This is a genomic window from Phyllobacterium sp. P30BS-XVII, assembly GCF_014138335.1.
Lineage (GTDB): Bacteria > Pseudomonadota > Alphaproteobacteria > Rhizobiales > Rhizobiaceae > Phyllobacterium > Phyllobacterium meliloti.
This window is the reverse complement of record NZ_JACGXO010000006.1, coordinates 244651-260818: the sequence shown is the minus strand read 5'-3', so window position 1 is coordinate 260818 and position 16168 is coordinate 244651. Positions and strand designations below refer to the sequence as shown.

Sequence of the window (16168 nt, the reverse complement as noted above, 5' to 3'; positions counted from 1 at the left end):
CCACCCATCTCTCCGTCATCCTCGGGTCAAGCCCGAGGATGACGGAAATGGGGGCGCGGGGAACCATATGTTGCAACGATATTGCGATTAGCGTTGCATCCTCACTGTCCCTCATGGTTGTTATGTCGAACCACGAACCACGAACCACGAACCACGAACCACGAACCACGAACCACCAACCACTCACCACACCATCAACCACTCACGATATCTAACTCAAAGCTGGCCCGGCCAGCGGCCTTGGCCCAGCAAATGCACCGCAGTGCATATGCGGCGGAAGCTGGAGCGGGCACGCTCGACACTGTGGCGCCCTCGCAGATAGCCATGCACCAGACCCGGCTCATTGTTCCAGATCGTCTTGCCGCCGGAAGCAGATATCCGCTCGCAATAGTGCCTGCCATCATCCGATAGCGGATCGCATTCGGCAGAGATCACAATCGTATCGGGAAGGTTGGAAAAATCCGTGTCAACGAGCGGGGCAAAGCGGGGGTCGTTTGACCAGTCGTGATCACCGCTTCTGACCTTGGCGTAGTAGACCGTATCGCGTGTGGTCAACATAGGTGCTTCCGCATGGGTGATATACGAACCCTCATTCTGCGCACCGCCCAATCCCGGATAGATCATCACCTGACCAATCGGCGCGCGATCACTGTGGCGCACATGGTGCGAAACGGCAGCAACCAGATTGCCGCCAGCACTGTCGCCGCACAGAACAATCGGCACGGCAGTTGTTGCCGCCACATGCTCAAAGACTGCCAGACAATCCTCGAACGATGCGGGATGCACATGTTCAGGCGCAAGGCGGTAATCGACGGAGATAACGCGAAAGCCGGTGGCCTCACAAATCTCAGCACAGACATCATCATGGCTGTCGAGACCACCGACGACAAAGCCGCCACCGTGAAAATACAGGCAGATGGCTTCGGCTTCGGTGTTCTCCTTGTCATAGATGCGGACAGGGATTTTCCTGCCATCGGCATCAACGAAGCGATCAGCGGATGAAACGCTTTGGGGATAGCCGACGAAAAATGCCCGGCACATCCGGTTATAGACCTCGCGTTGCCGGGCGACGGTCGTATCGACGGCATCGGGCGGATAAAAGCTGTTGGTCCGCTCGATGAAAGCCCAGGTTTCCGCATCAATCAGAACCGAATAATCCGTGCTCATTTGCCTTTCCACACGGGATCGCGTTTTTCGGCAAAGGCTTTAAAACCTTCCTGACCGTCCTCCGAGGCATAAAGTGCATCGACGGTGCGGAATTTACGCTTGGTGATCCAGTTCATGGCGTCCTGAAAACCCATATCCTCTGCTTCACGCGCCACTTCCTTGATAGCGGCGAATACGAGTGGCGGGCCGCTTTCAAGCAGACGCGCGATCTCCCAGACACGCTCCATCAGTCTGTCCTTGGGCAGAACCTCGTTGACGAGACCCCAGCGATGCGCCTCGGCAACGTCCATCCAGCGGCCGGTAAAGAGCAGGTCCATGGCGACATGATAGGGAATGCGCTTGGGCAGTTTCACCGTTGCGGCATCGGCCAGCGTCCCGGCACGAATCTCAGGCAGGGCAAAACTGGAATGATCAGAGGCAAAGATAAGATCGCAGGAGAGGGCGAGTTCAAACCCGCCGCCCACCGCCATGCCGTTGACGGCGGCGATTACAGGCTTGTTAAGGTCGCGTAGTTCCTGCAATCCACCAAAGCCGCCGACACCATAATCGCCATCAACAGCATCACCACCTGCCGCCGCCTTCAGGTCCCAGCCGGCAGAAAAGAACTTGTCGCCCTCGGTCTGGACAATCGCCACGCGCAATTCAGGATCGTCACGGAATTTCTGGAAGGTTTCTCCCAGTAGACGGCTGGTTTTGAGGTCGATGGCATTGGCCTTCGGACGATCCAGCGTGACTTCGAGAATACCGCCTTCGCGGCGCGTTCTGATCACATCACTCATGCAACTCTCCCCTTGTTATAAGCAGCGCATCGGCTATCCATGCGCCTTGGCCGCTGCGGCAGACAAGCAGCGGATTGATATCGAGTTCAACGATCCTGCCGGCATTCTTCACCGCAAAATCGGCAATGCCAAGAATGGCATCCAAGGCCGCATCAAGATCGGCTTTCGGTTTGCCACGATAGCCATCGAGCAGCGGAAACATGCGCAGTGAACGCAGGGCGGCTTCGATCTCGGCTCGGCTCGATGGCAGCAGCAGCGTCACGCTGTCTTTCAGCAGTTCAACCAGCACACCGCCTGTGCCGAGCGTCATCAGCGGTCCGAATTGCGGATCATCGACAATGCCAACAATGAGTTCGGCGATGGTGTCTGTCACCATGCGTTCGACATAAAGCCCACTACCGATACTGATTAAATCATCAGCGGCTGCACGCACGGATTGTTCATCCCGCAGATTAAGCCTGACGGCATTAAGCTCGGATTTGTGCGCAACGCCAAGTGCTTTCAATGCCACCGGAAAGGTCAGTCCTTTCGCCGCCGCAGTGGCTTCTTCGACGCTTTGGCAATGCTGACCTATTGGCACAGGCAAACCGTGCCTTCTAAGGATGGCTTTTGCTTCAGCCTCATCCGGTGTCAGGTTTTCCGCATGGATTTCTTCGGGAGAAACAACGGGCTGAGGCAACGGCGTTTTCCATGCCTGCCCGATAAAGGCTGCGGCTTCAGCAGCGTCAAACGCCTCCGTGATCCCGCAAAGCGGTGCGATATCCCTCGCCATCAGTCCGGCAATATATTCCTCCGGTATGTTTTCCGGCAGGGAGGCGACAATGGCGCCCTTGGCATTATTGGTTTTGAGGGCAGCTTCAAACCCCCGCACGGTTGCCCACCAATCCACATCGGAACATCGGTCTTTGCGGGGAAAGTCAAGCACAAGGCAATTAAGCGCAAAGCCGCCCGACACCATGGCGGTAAAGGTCTCGGTAAGCGCCGGTTCATTGTTCCAGATAAAGGTGTGGTAATCGAGCGGATTGGCAACGGCGACCAGCGGCCCCAGCGTCGATTTCACTTTGGCCCGATGTTCGGGTGTGAGGACTGGAAAGTGAACAGCACGGCCTTCGGCACTGTCGGCCATGACAGAGGCTTCGCCGCCGGAACAACTCATGGACGAAAGCCTATTGCCATCAAGCTGTTTATGCACGTGCAGGAATTTCAGCGTTTCGAGGAATGATGCAATGGAATTCACCCGGGCAATGCCGAGGCGCTTCAAAAATGCATCCGATGCCGCATCCGATCCAGCTAACGAGGCCGTATGTGAAACGGTTGCCGCGCGCGCCTGCGCCGAACGCCCGACTTTCATGGCAACGATGGGTTTGTTCAGTTCTCGCGCGCGTTTTGCCAAAACCTCGAATTTTTCCGCCGACTGGAACGCTTCGATGTGAAGACCGAGCGCTGTGACCCGCTCATCCTCAAGCAGGGCAATGGCCATATCGGGCAGGCCCGTTTGCGCCTGATTGCCTGCAGTCATCACATGGGCAATCGGCAATCCACGCGTCTGCATGGTCATGTTGATGGCGATATTGGATGATTGGGTGATGATGGCAACACCGCGCTCATCGGCGGCAAGCCTGCGACCGCCATGCTGGTCGGGCCAGAGGAGGGCGCCATCGCAATAATTGATCAGGCCATAACAGTTTGGCCCGATGATCGGCATATCGCCCGCCGCCTCGATCAGCTCATCCTGCAGCCTTGCGCCGTCTGCATCATCGGCGCCAGCTTCCAGAAAGCCCGACGCATAGCATACGGCAACGCCCGCGCCGCGTTCGCGCAACTGCCTGACAATATCGATGGTCAGAAACCGGTTGACGCCGACAAACGCCGCATCCGGGCTGCCGGGCAGATCGGCAACCGAGCGATAGGCTTTCAGGCCAAGAATTTCATCGTGCTTGGGATGCACAGGCCATATCTCGCCTGAAAATCCCATTTTCTGCGATTGCCTGATGACTTCAGCGGCCTGAAGGCCGCCGAAGACTGCAATGGTTTTGGGTCGAAGCAGACGGTCAAGTTTTGGCACTAGCGACCACCCCCTTTGTGGGGGAGATGCCCGACAGGACAGAGGGGGGTGACGACACTAAAGCCCGACCTCATCACGTTCAGGCTCCATGCGGGCGAAGCAGGGCGCGGGATATGATGTGGCGCTGGATTTCGGATGTGCCTTCCCAGATACGCTCCACACGGGCATCGCGCCAGATGCGCTCAAGCGGCAGGTCATCCATCAATCCCATGCCACCATGAATCTGGATGGCCTCATCGGCAACGAAGGCGAGCACTTCCGTTGCTTTCAGCTTGGCCATGGCCATGTCCTGATCGGTCACTGTGCCCTGATCGAATTTCCATCCGGCTTCGAAAGTCAGCAGATCAGCGGCTTTCAGTTCCGTCGCCATATCGGCGAGCTTGAATGAAACGCCCTGAAACTTGCCGATCTGCTGGCCAAACTGCACCCGCTGCGCCGCGTATTCGATGGCGTGGCCAAGCGCGCGTTCCGCCCGGCCAAGGCAAGTGGCCGCAACCTGCAGCCGTGTGGCACCGAGCCAAGTATTGGCGACCTCAAATCCCTTATGCACTTCGCCAAGGATGGCGTCGGCGGGCAGGCGGCAATCATCGAACTCGATGACGGCGTTGGTATAGCCCCGGTGCGAGACATTGCGATAACCCTCGCGAATGGTCATCCCCGGATGATCCTTGTCGACGAAGAAGGCAGTGATCTTTTTCTTCTTGCCGCGCGGCGTGTCTTCTTCACCCGAGGCTACGAAGAGGATGACAAAATCCGCTTCCAGCGCATGGCTGATGAAATGTTTCGTACCGTTGACGATCCAGTCGCCGCCTTTTTCCACGGCTGTTGCCTTCATGCCGCGCAAATCCGAACCCGCGCCGGGTTCGGTCATGGCAAGACAATCGGACTTTTCGCCGCGAATGCAGGGGTAAAGGTATTTTTCCTTCTGTGCGTCTGTACCGGCGAGCAGAATGTTCGAGGGACGCCCGACGCAGGACCAGTGCAGCGCGTAGTTGGCGCGGCCAAGTTCCTTTTCATAGAGCAGCCATGTCACCGTATCAAGACCGGCACCGCCAACGCTTTCAGGCATGTTCGCCGCATAAAGACCGGCGGCAATCGCCTTTTGCTTCAGTTCGTCAGCCAATTCCTTGCGCAGGACACCCGTGCGCTCGACTTCCGCTTCATGCGGGTAAAGCTCGTTTTCAACAAAGGCGCGGGTTGTCTCGACAATCAGCCTTTGCTCCTCCGAAAGACCGAAATCCATGGCTTAACCCTTCTTCTTCGGTTTGGTGGATTTGGCTTTTTCAGCAGCTTTTGAAATGGCGGGCTTTTTTGCCAGCTTTGACAGCTGCTTCGTGTAATCCTTGTAGAGCGCACCGGCACCCCAGCCCTTGCCCTTGTTCTGGCGGGAGAGGGCATCCATGATGGCAACCAGATTATCGTCGCGGATGCGTTCCAGTTCGCGGATCGAAAGTCCATGTGCCTGTTCATCCGACTGGGTGGCGATCTTGTCGACCAGCTCGTCGGTCAGTTCAGGCACGTCCATCAGCTTGGTCCATGGCCATGAGAGGCAGGGGCCGAACTGCGCCATGAAGTGGCGCATACCTGCTTCGCCGCCCGCCACGCGATAGACCTGGAACATGCCCATCTGCGCCCAGCGAATGCCGAAAGAATAGCGCATGATATCGTCGAGTTCCTCGACGGTGGTAATATCATCCTTGATCAGCCACAGCGCCTCGCGCCAGACGGCTTCAAGCAGGCGATCACCGACAAAGGCTTCGATTTCCTTGCGGATGACAACCGGTTTCATACCGATAGAAGCATAGAGTTCGCGGGCTGTTTCGATGGCTTCCGGCGATGTCAGCTTGCCGCCAACGATTTCCACGAGGGGAAGCAGATAAACCGGATTATAGGGATGGCCGACGACAAGACGCTCCGGATGCTGCATTGATGTCTGCATGTCCGATGGCAAAATGCCTGATGTGGATGAACCGATGATTGCGTCAACAGCCGCATGCTTGTCGATTTCCGCCAGCACCTTGTGTTTCAGATCAAGCCGTTCCGGTACGCTTTCCTGAATGAAATTGGCACCGGCGACAGCTTCGGCAATGGTCTTGGCAAAAGTCAGCTTGCCTTCTTTCGGCAGACCATCGGGAACCATGGTCCTGTAAGCGCGGCGTGAGTTTTTCATCACCTCGCTGACCTTGCGTTCTGCTTCCGGATCAGGATCGAAGATCGAAACGTCGATGCCGTTGAGGATGAGGCGGGCGACCCAGCCCGCGCCGATGACACCGCCGCCGACGGCTGCCGCTTTGCGAATTGTCGTCATGATTTCACCAGCCCTTTGTCAGTTTCATGCGGGCGCGAACCTCGTCAGGGCCGAGGATTTTTGCACCCATGCCTTCGGCAACTTTCACCGCCCGCTCGACCAGTTGGCCGTTGGTGGCAAGAACGCCCTTGTCGAGCCAGATATTGTCTTCAAGGCCAACACGGATATTGCCGCCCGCCAGCATTGCCATGGCGGCATAGGGCATCTGGTTGCGGCCAATGGAGAAAGCAGAAAACGTCCAGTTGGATGGCAGATTGTTGGTGAGTGCCAGCAGCGTGTTGATATCATCTGGCGCGCCCCATGGAATGCCCATGCAGAGCTGCACCATCACAGGGTCTTCCAGCAGCTTCTGATCATAGAGCCATTTGGCAAGGAGCAGATGACCGGTGTCGAAAATTTCGACTTCCGGGCGCACGCCGAGCGCCTTGATCTGCGCCGCCATGTCTTTCAGCATGGCAGGCGTATTGGTCATCACGTAATCGCCTTCGCCGAAATTCATCGTGCCGCAATCAAGCGTGCAAATTTCCGGGCGCAGCTTTGCCACATGCACCAGACGTTCCGTGGCGCCGACCATATCCGTACCGACGGGTGAGGGCGGCATGGGCTGTTCGGTGGAACCAAGAGTGAGGTCGCCGCCCATACCGGCGGTGAGGTTCAGCACCATGTCGACGCCTGACGCCTTGATCAGATCGACCACTTCCGTATAGAGCGCAATGTCGCGCGAACCCTTGCCGGTCTTCGGATCACGCACATGGATATGAGCGACAGCGGCACCCGCATTGGCGGCGGAAATGCACTCGTCGGCGATCTGGCGCGGAGTGACCGGAACCTTGTCTGACCGGCCTGTTGTGTCACCGGCACCTGTGACGGCGCAGGTAATGAATACGTCGCGATTGGGGGTGAGTCCCATTGCTTTGCTCCCATTTTTTCGTTGGGCAAATCATGCAGCTGTTGCAAAGCAATGCTTTGCAATATACGAATTTGATTTGATGAATAGCGAAACGTCGCCACTCTTTTTGCCCAACACCAGAACGCTCGAAGTGACGGTCCTCGTCTTCAGCGGTGCATCGCTGATGTGTGTGGCATCCACAATTGATCCCATGCGTGCAGCCAATCGCGTCTCGGGCAGCAACCTGTTCAAATGGCAGATCGTTTCGCTGGATGGAAACCCTGCCATCACCACCTGCGGCCTCCCGATAGCCGTCTCCGGCGTGTTCGATCCGTCTGACAAAGCCGATATGCTGCTGATGATCGGCGGCTTCGGCACATCGGATATTTCGCGCACGACCTTTACCGCCAGTCTGCGCCGTGCCACGCACCGCTACCAGATGATCGGTGGCATTGAAGCGGGGTCATGGCTGCTCGGCCGGGCAGGGTTGCTCCGCGGACGCCGCGCTACAACCCACTGGGAAGATATGGAGGAGTTCACCGCCGAATTTCCTGAAACCGATGTGCGGCCGGATCGTTATGTCATTGATGGTCCAGTCTTCACCACAGGCGGCGCATCGCCAACCTTTGACCTGATGCTGCATCTCATCCGTTCGCGCTGCGGCATGTCCGTTGCGCTTGATGTGGCGAGCGTCTTTATCTATGACGAAGCCCATGCGTCCAATGATGCCCAGCCGCTTGTTTCTCTGGGGCGGCTTGATGATGTGCATCCGAAACTCGCCACTGCAATCCGGCTGATGGAAGGACATCTCGATGCGCCGTTGACCATTGGGGCAATCGCCAAACGTTGCGGTCTCAGCGCCCGCAGTCTTGAAAAGATATTTGCAAAAGCGGTCGGCGAGGGTCCCGGCCGCTATTATCTGCGCCTGCGCCTGAAGATCGCGCGGCGGTTGATTACAGACACGAAAACACCGCTTGCGGATATCGCTGCACGCACGGGATTTTCGTCCGCCGCAGCCTTCGCCCGCACATTCCGCACCTTTGAAGGCAAGACGCCGAGCAGTTTGCGCACAAATGCCAATCGTTAGGCTGCCGCCATTATCAGTCGCTTTTGACAAAGTGACGGGATGGCGGCCATGCTTCAAATGCCACCGAGTTTTACCAATAAGGGAACAGCCGCATGTCAGAAGGTGAATTATACCGCTCCGCGCCGATCTCCATGGAAAAGGAATGGATCGATTATAACGGCCATCTGAACATGGCCTATTACAATGTGGTGTTTGATCGTGGTGGTGATGAATTCCTTGCGGAGCTTGGTTTCGGGCCAAAATATGCGGCGGAGCGGAAGCTGACGATTTACACCGCCGAGGTCCATATCTGCTATGTGCAGGAGATCCATCTGGATCATGTGGTGACTGTGACGAGCCAGCTGATCGATTTCGACGGCAAGCGCCTGCACACCTATAATGAGATCATCCACCGCGATGGCTGGGTAGCCGCGACCTCGGAAGTTCTGTCGCTGCATGTGGATATGAACGGGCCCAAGGTTGTGCCGTTTCCGGAGGACGTGCTGCCCAAGCTTGAGTTTTACAAGCAGGCCCACTCAAAACTGGAGCTACCTGCGCGGGTGGGCAGAGCGATTGGGATTAAGCGGAAGTAGGGTTACAGAAATACCGGGTGGTTACACAACCAAAACTCACGATCACACAACCCCAAACTGTTCCACCAGCCATTTCTCAAACTGGCGGATGCGGGCTTCATTGACGCGCTCTTTGCGGCAGATCATGTACCAGGCACCGGGTTGCGGGACTTTCAGCGGGAAGGGTGCCACCAGACGCCCTGCTTTGAGATCATCCGCCACGAGAAAACCCGGTGCGATGGCCAGTCCCTGACCATCCAGCGCCGATTGCAGGGCGGCGAGATAGGTGTCGAATTTCAGCGTCACAGCCTGACCGGTGTCGGCAATGCCTGCCGCATCCAGCCACGTCCCCCAATCTTCAGGCGCCGTATAGAGTGCAAGGCGCGGCACCTTGTTCAATGCTTTGACACTGTTATCGCCCGCGATCTTTGCCGCAACCTGCGCACTGCAGACCGGAAACATTTCTGCTTTCACCAACAGGCGATAATGCAGGTTCATCCGTTCGGGCCGCGTGGTGTGGATAATGCCGATATCGCAGCTGTCGATGTTGAGTTCCCAGTCAAGCTGGCTGGTGCCAATGCGGATGGCAAGGTTTGCATTGACCTTGCGGAAATCCGTCAGACGCGGAATGAGCCAGCGAATGGCAAAGGTCGCGTAGGTTTCAAGCGCCAGATCATCCGTCGTGCCAAGCCGGTTGATCAGCGCCGTGCCGCGCGCGATCTTTTCAAAGGCATCGCGCATATAGGGATAATAGAGCGTCCCGGCATCGGTCATCGCCACGCCGCGCGGCAACCGCTCGAACAGTTTCACCCCCAGAATTGCTTCAAGTTCGGAAATGCGATGGCTGATCGCCGATTGGGTCACGCCAAGCTCATCACCCGCAAGGCGAAAACTCAGCAATCGCGCCGAGGCTTCAAACGCACGCAATGAGCCGAGCGGCGGTATTCTGGGCTTCGACATCATCGGCTGGCACCTGCAATTTCGACTGTTGAGAATAATTCATGTCTTCATGAGCAACCATCGCTTGAACAGTGCCCAATGCGGAATCATTCTAATCTGCGACGCATCCGAGAAACAATAAGCGTTCGGGAACAATCTTTTTGAGCGAGGCAAAGATGGGCGCAGAACAGGCAGTGGCCGGGATTGCACCGGCGGGCGACAAGATCGATCGCATGATTGCGGAACACCGGCCGGGTCACGGTCTGGTGCGCGCCTTCTATATGGATCCGGATGTCTATGCCAGAGATATGGAGCGCGTGTTCCGCCGCCACTGGCATTGCATTGGCCACGCCAGCATCATTCCCAATGCGGGCGATTTCGAGCTGTTCAAGATCGATACGGAAGCGGTAATTGTATCGCGCGCCGACGATGGTTCGATCCACGCATTCCTCAATGTCTGCCGCCATCGCGGCGCCGAGGTCTGCACCAAGCAGAAGGGCAATGCCCGCTTTTTCGTCTGCCCTTACCATGCGTGGACCTATATGAATGATGGCAGCCTGCGGGCGGCCCGGCTGATGCCGCGCGATTTCGACCGCAGTGCCCACGGCCTGAAAAGACTGCATGTGCGGGTGGCCGAAGGGCTGATTTTCATCTGCTTCGCTGACGAACCATTGGATTTCTCCATCATCGAGCAGTCGCTGCGCACCACCTGCGGCCAATATGGCTGGGCCGACGCCAAGGTGGCGCACCGCGAGACCTATCCGGTTGATGCCAATTGGAAACTGGCAGTTGAGAACTATGTGGAGTGCTACCACTGCGGTCCGGCGCATCCTGAATATTCGCAGACCCATGCGCTGGAGCAGCCGCTGGAGAAAATCACCGAACTGAATGCCCGCATGGAGCAACGCACCTGCGCGCTCGGCATTGACATTGCCACCGGCGATCACTGGCAGAATTCAGCGCAGGGTCAGGAAACCATCGATACGTTCCGTTATGCGCTCTATGATGGCGTATCCAGCGGCAGTGAGGATGGTTCGCCCGTCGGCCCGCTGATGGGACGTTTCACCGAATTTGATGGCGGCGTGACCTCCATTCACCTTGGCGGCACCAGCTTTCTTGTCTGCTATCCTGACCATGGCATGATCTATCGTTTTATTCCGAAGACGGCAGAAACCTGCGAAATGGAACTGATCTGGCTGGTGCGCGGCGACGCGGAAGCGGGCAGGGATTACAACCTTGAAAAGCTCACCTGGCTTTGGAAAGTGACCACCGCCGAGGACAAGACAATCATCGAACACACGGCGCGCGGCGTTCGCTCGCACTACTTCGTGCCGGGTCCCATCGCGCCGATGGAGCAGAACGAATTGCGGTACATCCAGTGGTACCTCGATGAAATCGCACGGGCTTAGCCTGCAAACAAAAAGCATAAGACCACGGGAGACTTTGCATGTCTGAATTTCCAACGTCGGCGCGGGTCGTCATCATTGGCGGCGGGGCGATCGGCGTCTCCTGCCTGTATCATCTGGCCAAGGCTGGATGGACCGATTGCGTGCTTCTGGAAAAGAACGAGCTGACATCCGGTTCCACGTGGCATGCGGCTGGTAATGTGCCGACCTTCTCCGCCTCGTGGTCTGTGATGAACATGCAGCGTTATTCGGCTGAACTCTATCGGGGGCTGGCGCAGGAAGTCGATTATCCCATGAACTACCATGTTACGGGATCACTGCGGCTTGCCCATGGCAAGGAGCGAATGCGCGAGTTTCAGCGGGTCAAGAGCATGGGCCGCTACCAAGGCATGGATATTGATGTGCTCGGTGTCGATGAAATCACCGGACGTTATCCTTTCCTGTCGACCCATGATCTGGAAGGCGCGCTCTACGATCCCAATGACGGCGATATTGATCCCGCCCAGCTGACGCAGGCTCTGGCCAAGGGCGCGCGCGATATGGGTGCAAAAATCATCCGCTTTTGCCCTGTAACCGCCGCACGGCGCGATGGCGATGAATGGGTGATTTCCACGCCGCAGGGCGAAATCCGCTGTGAATATGTGGTGAATGCGGCCGGATACCGCGCGCAGGAAATCGGCAGGCTGTTTGGCCGTGATGTGCCGATGATGGTCATGAGCCACCAATATCTGCTATTCGATGAAATCCCCGAAATTGCCGCATGGAGCCGCGAGCAGGGGCACAAACTGCCGCTGCTGCGTGACGTGGATTCCTCCTACTATCTCCGGCAGGAAAAGAACGGCATGAATCTTGGCCCCTATGAGCGCAATTGCCGGGCGCATTGGGCAACATCAGATGATCCGATGCCGGATGATTTTTCCTTCCAGCTTTTCCCCGATGATCTGGAACGGCTCGACTGGCATCTCAACGATGCCATTGCCCGCGTGCCCATTCTCGGAACGGCTGGCCTGTCAAAGGTCATCAATGGTCCGATACCCTATGCGCCTGATGGTAATCCGTTGATCGGGCCTATGCCCGGTGTTCCCAATGCGTTTGAAGCCTGTGTTTTCACCTTCGGCATTGCGCAGGCGGGCGGCGCGGGCAAGGTGCTGGCCGAATGGGTGACGGAAGGCGCGACGGAATGGGATATGTGGTCCTGCGATCCACGGCGTTTCACTGCCTTTGCCGATCATGATTACAGTGTGGCCAAGGGTGTTGAAGTCTACGGCCACGAATATGCCATTCATTTCCCACGCCACACATGGCCAGCCGGGCGCAACAAAAAGCTTTCCCCATTGCATGATCGTATTGCCAAGCTCGGCGCGCAATTCGGCGTCTATAATGGCTGGGAGCGGGCAAACTGGTATGCGCAGCCCGGCGACGATACGTCGGAGGAATCCACCCAGACATTTACGCGCGAAGGCCCGTGGCAGCAGCGTATCCGCGAAGAATGCCATGCGGTGCGCGATGCGGTCGGTATTCTCGATCTGCCCGGCTTTTCCCGCTTCAAGGTGAGCGGTGCGGGTGCGCGTGACTGGCTTGCGAGCCTGATTACCGGTCTGGTGCCAAAACCGGGCCGCATAGGCCTTGGCTATTTCGCTGATACCAAGGGCCGGGTCGTCACCGAAATGTCGATCATGGCGCTGGATGAGGACGTGTTTTTCCTGATCACCGCAGGTGTTGCTGAATGGCATGATCTTGAATGGTTGCAAAACCATCTACCCAGGGGCAGCTCCATCACAATCAGCAATGTCACGGAGGAATTTTCCTGCCAGATCGTCACGGGCCCCAAAGCCCGCGATCTCTTTGCCGGTATCTGTGATGCGGACCTGACAAAATCGTGGTTGTCGCACCAGACAACGCAGATTGCCGGGCACTATTGCCAGCTGGTGCGTGTTTCCTTTGCCGGAGAACTTGGCTGGGAGATCCACAGCAAGATTGCTGACACTGCAGCAATCTTCGATGCGGTCTGGCGGGCGGGGCAACCATATGGCCTAAAGCCGTTCGGCATGTATGCGCTCGACTCGCTGCGGCTGGAAAAAGGTTATCGCGCCTGGAAGGGCGATCTTTCCACTGATTATACGCCGCTGCAAAGCGGGCTCGAACGCTTCATCAAATGGGAGAAGCCCGACTTTCTTGGCAAAGCCGCGCTGGAAAGCGAAAAGCAGCGGGGCGTCACAAAGCGGTTCGTCACGTTGACCGTCGATGCCGGTGATTGTGATGCGCCTTACATGTCGACGCTTTGGCACAAGGGCAGCATTGTGGGTGAAACCACATCGGGTGGCTGGGGCCACCGGATCGATAAATCCATAGCCCTTGGCATGCTCAAAACCGAACTCACCGAACCCGGCACGGAAGTCGAAGTCGAGATTTTCGGCGAGCGCTTCAAGGCCACCGTTCACCCAGATCAACCGCTCTGGGACCCCAATAACGAAAGAATCCGCGCATGAGTTCGCTCCCCTCGAAAGCCCGGGCTGTCATCATCGGCGGTGGTGTTTCCGGCTGTTCCGTGGCCTATCATCTGGCGAAACTCGGCTGGACGGATATCGTCCTTTTGGAGCGCAAACAACTGACATCGGGCACCACTTGGCATGCCGCTGGCCTGATCGGCCAGTTGCGTGCCTCGCAGAACATGACGCGCCTCGCCAAATATTCAGCCGATCTTTATGTGAAGCTCGAGGAGGAAACCGGCGTTGCCACGGGCATGCGGCAGGTGGGATCGATCACCGTCGCCCTGACGGAAGAGCGTAAGCACGAGATTTACCGGCAGGCATCACTTGCGCGTGCCTTCAATGTTGATGTGCGCGAGATTTCTCCAAATGAAGTCAAAGAGATGTACCCGCATCTTAATATCTCGGATGTGGTTGGTGCAGTGCATTTGCCGCTGGACGGGCAATGCGATCCAGCCAATATCGCCATGGCGCTGGCCAAGGGCGCGAGACAACGCGGCGCAAAAATATTCGAGAATGTGAAAGTCACCGATATCAGCAAAAAGAATGGCCGGGTGTCGGGCGTTTCATGGGCCAAGGGCCAGGAACATGGCACGATTGAAACCGATGTGGTGATCAATTGCGCCGGGATGTGGGCGCGTGATCTCGCTTCGATGTCTGGCGTCACGGTGCCGCTACATGCCTGCGAGCATTTTTATCTTGTCACCGAAGCCATTCAAGGGCTTGGACGACTTCCGGTGCTGCGCGTTCCCGATGAGTGCGCCTATTACAAGGAAGATGCCGGAAAAATGATGCTCGGTGCCTTCGAACCCGTGGCGAAACCTTGGGGCATGAACGGCATTTCCGAGGATTTCTGCTTTGATCAACTGCCAGAGGATTTCGAGCATTTTGAGCCAATCCTTGAAATGGGCGTTAACCGCATGCCGATGCTCGGCACGGCGGGCATTCATACCTTTTTCAATGGTCCTGAGAGTTTCACCCCGGATGATCGCTATTATCTCGGCGAAGCGCCGGAGCTTGGCGGCTATTGGGTTGCGGCAGGTTATAATTCGATTGGTATCGTTTCGTCGGGTGGCGCTGGCATGGCGCTGGCGCAGTGGATTCACGATGGTGAAGCGCCTTTCGATCTCTGGGAAGTCGATATCCGCCGTGCCCAGCCATTCCAGAAGAACCGACGCTATCTGAAGGAACGTGTCTCCGAGACACTTGGCCTGCTCTATGCCGACCATTTTCCCTACAGGCAGATGGCGACATCGCGCAATGTGCGCAGATCGCCGCTACATCAGCATCTGAAGGATCGCGGTGCGGTGTTTGGCGAGGTAGCGGGCTGGGAGCGCGCCAACTGGTTTGCAAAACCCGGTCAGGAGCGGGAGTATCGCTATTCGTGGAAGCGCCAGAACTGGTTCGACAACCAGCGTGGGGAACATTTGGCGGTGCGCGGTGGTGTCGGTCTGTTCGACATGACGTCATTCGGCAAAATCTGTATTGAGGGCCGCGATGCACTCGCTTTCCTGCAAAAGCTCTGCGCCAACCAGCTTGATGTCGAACCGGGCAGAATTGTTTACACGCAGATGCTGAATAATCGCGGCGGCATTGAAAGCGATTTGACCATCACACGCCTGTCGGAAACAGCATTCTTTGCGGTGGTTCCGGGCGCGACGCTGCAACGCGATCTCGCCTGGATGCGCAAACACCTCAAAGACGAGTTTGTTGTCGTCACCGATGTGACGGCGGCGGAATCCGTGCTTTGCCTGATGGGGCCGAAATCCCGCGACCTCATCGAAAAGATCAGCCCAAATGATTTCTCCAACATAGGTCATCCCTTCGCAACAGCACGGGAAATCGAGATTGGCATGGGATTGGCGCGGGCGCATCGCGTCACCTATGTCGGCGAACTCGGCTGGGAACTTTATGTATCATCTGACCAGACCGCCCATGTTTTCGAGGCTTTGGAAGAGGCAGGGCAGGAGCTTGGCTTGAAGCTTTGCGGCCTGCATACGCTGGATTCCTGCCGCATCGAAAAGGCTTTCCGCCATTTCGGCCATGATATCACCGATGAGGATCACGTTCTGGAGGCAGGGCTCGGCTTCGCCGTCAAAACCGCCAAGGGTGAATTCATCGGCCGCGATGCGGTGTTGAGGAAGAAAGAGAATGGGCTGGATCGCCGGCTGGTGCAATTCCGCCTTACTGATCCCGAACCGTTGCTGTTCCACAACGAAGCCATTGTGCGCGATGGCGAGATTGTCGGAACGATCACCTCAGGCAATTACGGGCATCATCTCCGCGGTGCAATTGGCCTTGGCTATGTCGCCAGCAAGGGCGAGAGCGAAGAAGAGGTGCTTTCATCCGTCTATGAGATCGAGATTGCCGGAGAGCGCGTGAAAGCCGAGGCTTCGCTGAAGCCAATGTATGATCCCAAGGCTGAGCGGGTGAGGATGTAAGAAAGATGTGTAGTTCGTGGTTCGACAAGCTCACCATGAGGGAGATT

General features: G+C 57.1%; 12 protein-coding genes. 5 read left to right on the top strand and 7 right to left on the bottom strand.

Features of this window, described 5'->3' with window-relative positions:
- Positions 1-216: 216 nt before the first annotated feature.
- From FHW17_RS18010 to FHW17_RS17985, 6 genes are all read right to left on the bottom strand, one after another.
- A complete protein-coding gene (locus tag FHW17_RS18010) occupies positions 217-1167 on the bottom strand; it encodes an alpha/beta hydrolase (RefSeq protein WP_182510460.1) in 951 nt (316 codons plus the stop codon).
- A complete protein-coding gene (locus FHW17_RS18005; protein ID WP_112529242.1) occupies positions 1164-1946 on the bottom strand; it encodes a carnitinyl-CoA dehydratase in 783 nt (260 codons plus the stop codon). Before FHW17_RS18005 ends, FHW17_RS18010 begins: the two co-directional genes overlap by 4 nt.
- Entirely contained in the window at positions 1939-4011 is a 2073-nt protein-coding gene (locus tag FHW17_RS18000; protein WP_182510459.1) for an acetate--CoA ligase family protein, read from the bottom strand. Before FHW17_RS18000 ends, FHW17_RS18005 begins: the two co-directional genes overlap by 8 nt.
- A gap of 79 nt (positions 4012-4090) precedes the next feature.
- Positions 4091-5254: an acyl-CoA dehydrogenase family protein gene (locus FHW17_RS17995; RefSeq protein WP_112529246.1), complete on the bottom strand. Its 1164-nt coding sequence runs from the start codon at positions 5252-5254 to the stop codon at positions 4091-4093.
- A 3-nt stretch (positions 5255-5257) separates the two neighbouring features.
- Positions 5258-6319 (bottom strand): carnitine 3-dehydrogenase, encoded by a 1062-nt coding sequence (locus FHW17_RS17990; protein WP_112529248.1) that lies wholly within the window; start codon positions 6317-6319, stop codon positions 5258-5260.
- Between the two features lie 4 nt (positions 6320-6323).
- Entirely contained in the window at positions 6324-7229 is a 906-nt protein-coding gene (locus FHW17_RS17985; RefSeq protein WP_112529250.1) for a 3-keto-5-aminohexanoate cleavage protein, read from the bottom strand.
- Between the two features lie 79 nt (positions 7230-7308).
- Here FHW17_RS17985 and FHW17_RS17980 point away from each other — a divergent pair, with 79 nt between their 5' ends.
- Together FHW17_RS17980 and FHW17_RS17975 are read left to right on the top strand one after the other, a co-directional pair.
- Positions 7309-8295 carry a GlxA family transcriptional regulator gene (locus FHW17_RS17980; RefSeq protein WP_112529315.1) on the top strand — a complete coding sequence of 329 codons (987 nt, stop codon included), beginning with the start codon at positions 7309-7311 and terminating at the stop codon, positions 8293-8295.
- Positions 8296-8387: 92 nt separating this feature from the next.
- Entirely contained in the window at positions 8388-8867 is a 480-nt protein-coding gene (locus FHW17_RS17975; RefSeq protein WP_091884606.1) for a thioesterase family protein, read from the top strand.
- Positions 8868-8909: 42 nt separating this feature from the next.
- Here the strand turns inward: FHW17_RS17975 and FHW17_RS17970 are convergent, their stop codons facing one another.
- Positions 8910-9809: a LysR substrate-binding domain-containing protein gene (locus FHW17_RS17970; protein WP_112529254.1), complete on the bottom strand. Its 900-nt coding sequence runs from the start codon at positions 9807-9809 to the stop codon at positions 8910-8912.
- 152 nt (positions 9810-9961) lie between these two features.
- Between FHW17_RS17970 and FHW17_RS17965 the strand changes: the two genes are divergently transcribed.
- From FHW17_RS17965 to FHW17_RS17955, 3 genes are read left to right on the top strand one after another with little or no spacing between them, the layout of a single operon-like run.
- Positions 9962-11194: an aromatic ring-hydroxylating dioxygenase subunit alpha gene (locus tag FHW17_RS17965; RefSeq protein ID WP_112529256.1), complete on the top strand. Its 1233-nt coding sequence runs from the start codon at positions 9962-9964 to the stop codon at positions 11192-11194.
- 38 nt (positions 11195-11232) lie between these two features.
- Entirely contained in the window at positions 11233-13680 is a 2448-nt protein-coding gene (locus FHW17_RS17960) for an FAD-dependent oxidoreductase (protein WP_182510458.1), read from the top strand.
- The gene (locus FHW17_RS17955) at positions 13677-16121 is read left to right on the top strand and encodes an FAD-dependent oxidoreductase (RefSeq protein ID WP_182510457.1); all 2445 of its coding nucleotides are present in this window, start codon (positions 13677-13679) and stop codon (positions 16119-16121) included. The genes FHW17_RS17960 and FHW17_RS17955 overlap by 4 nt, the downstream gene beginning before the upstream one ends.
- Positions 16122-16168 lie beyond the last annotated feature (47 nt).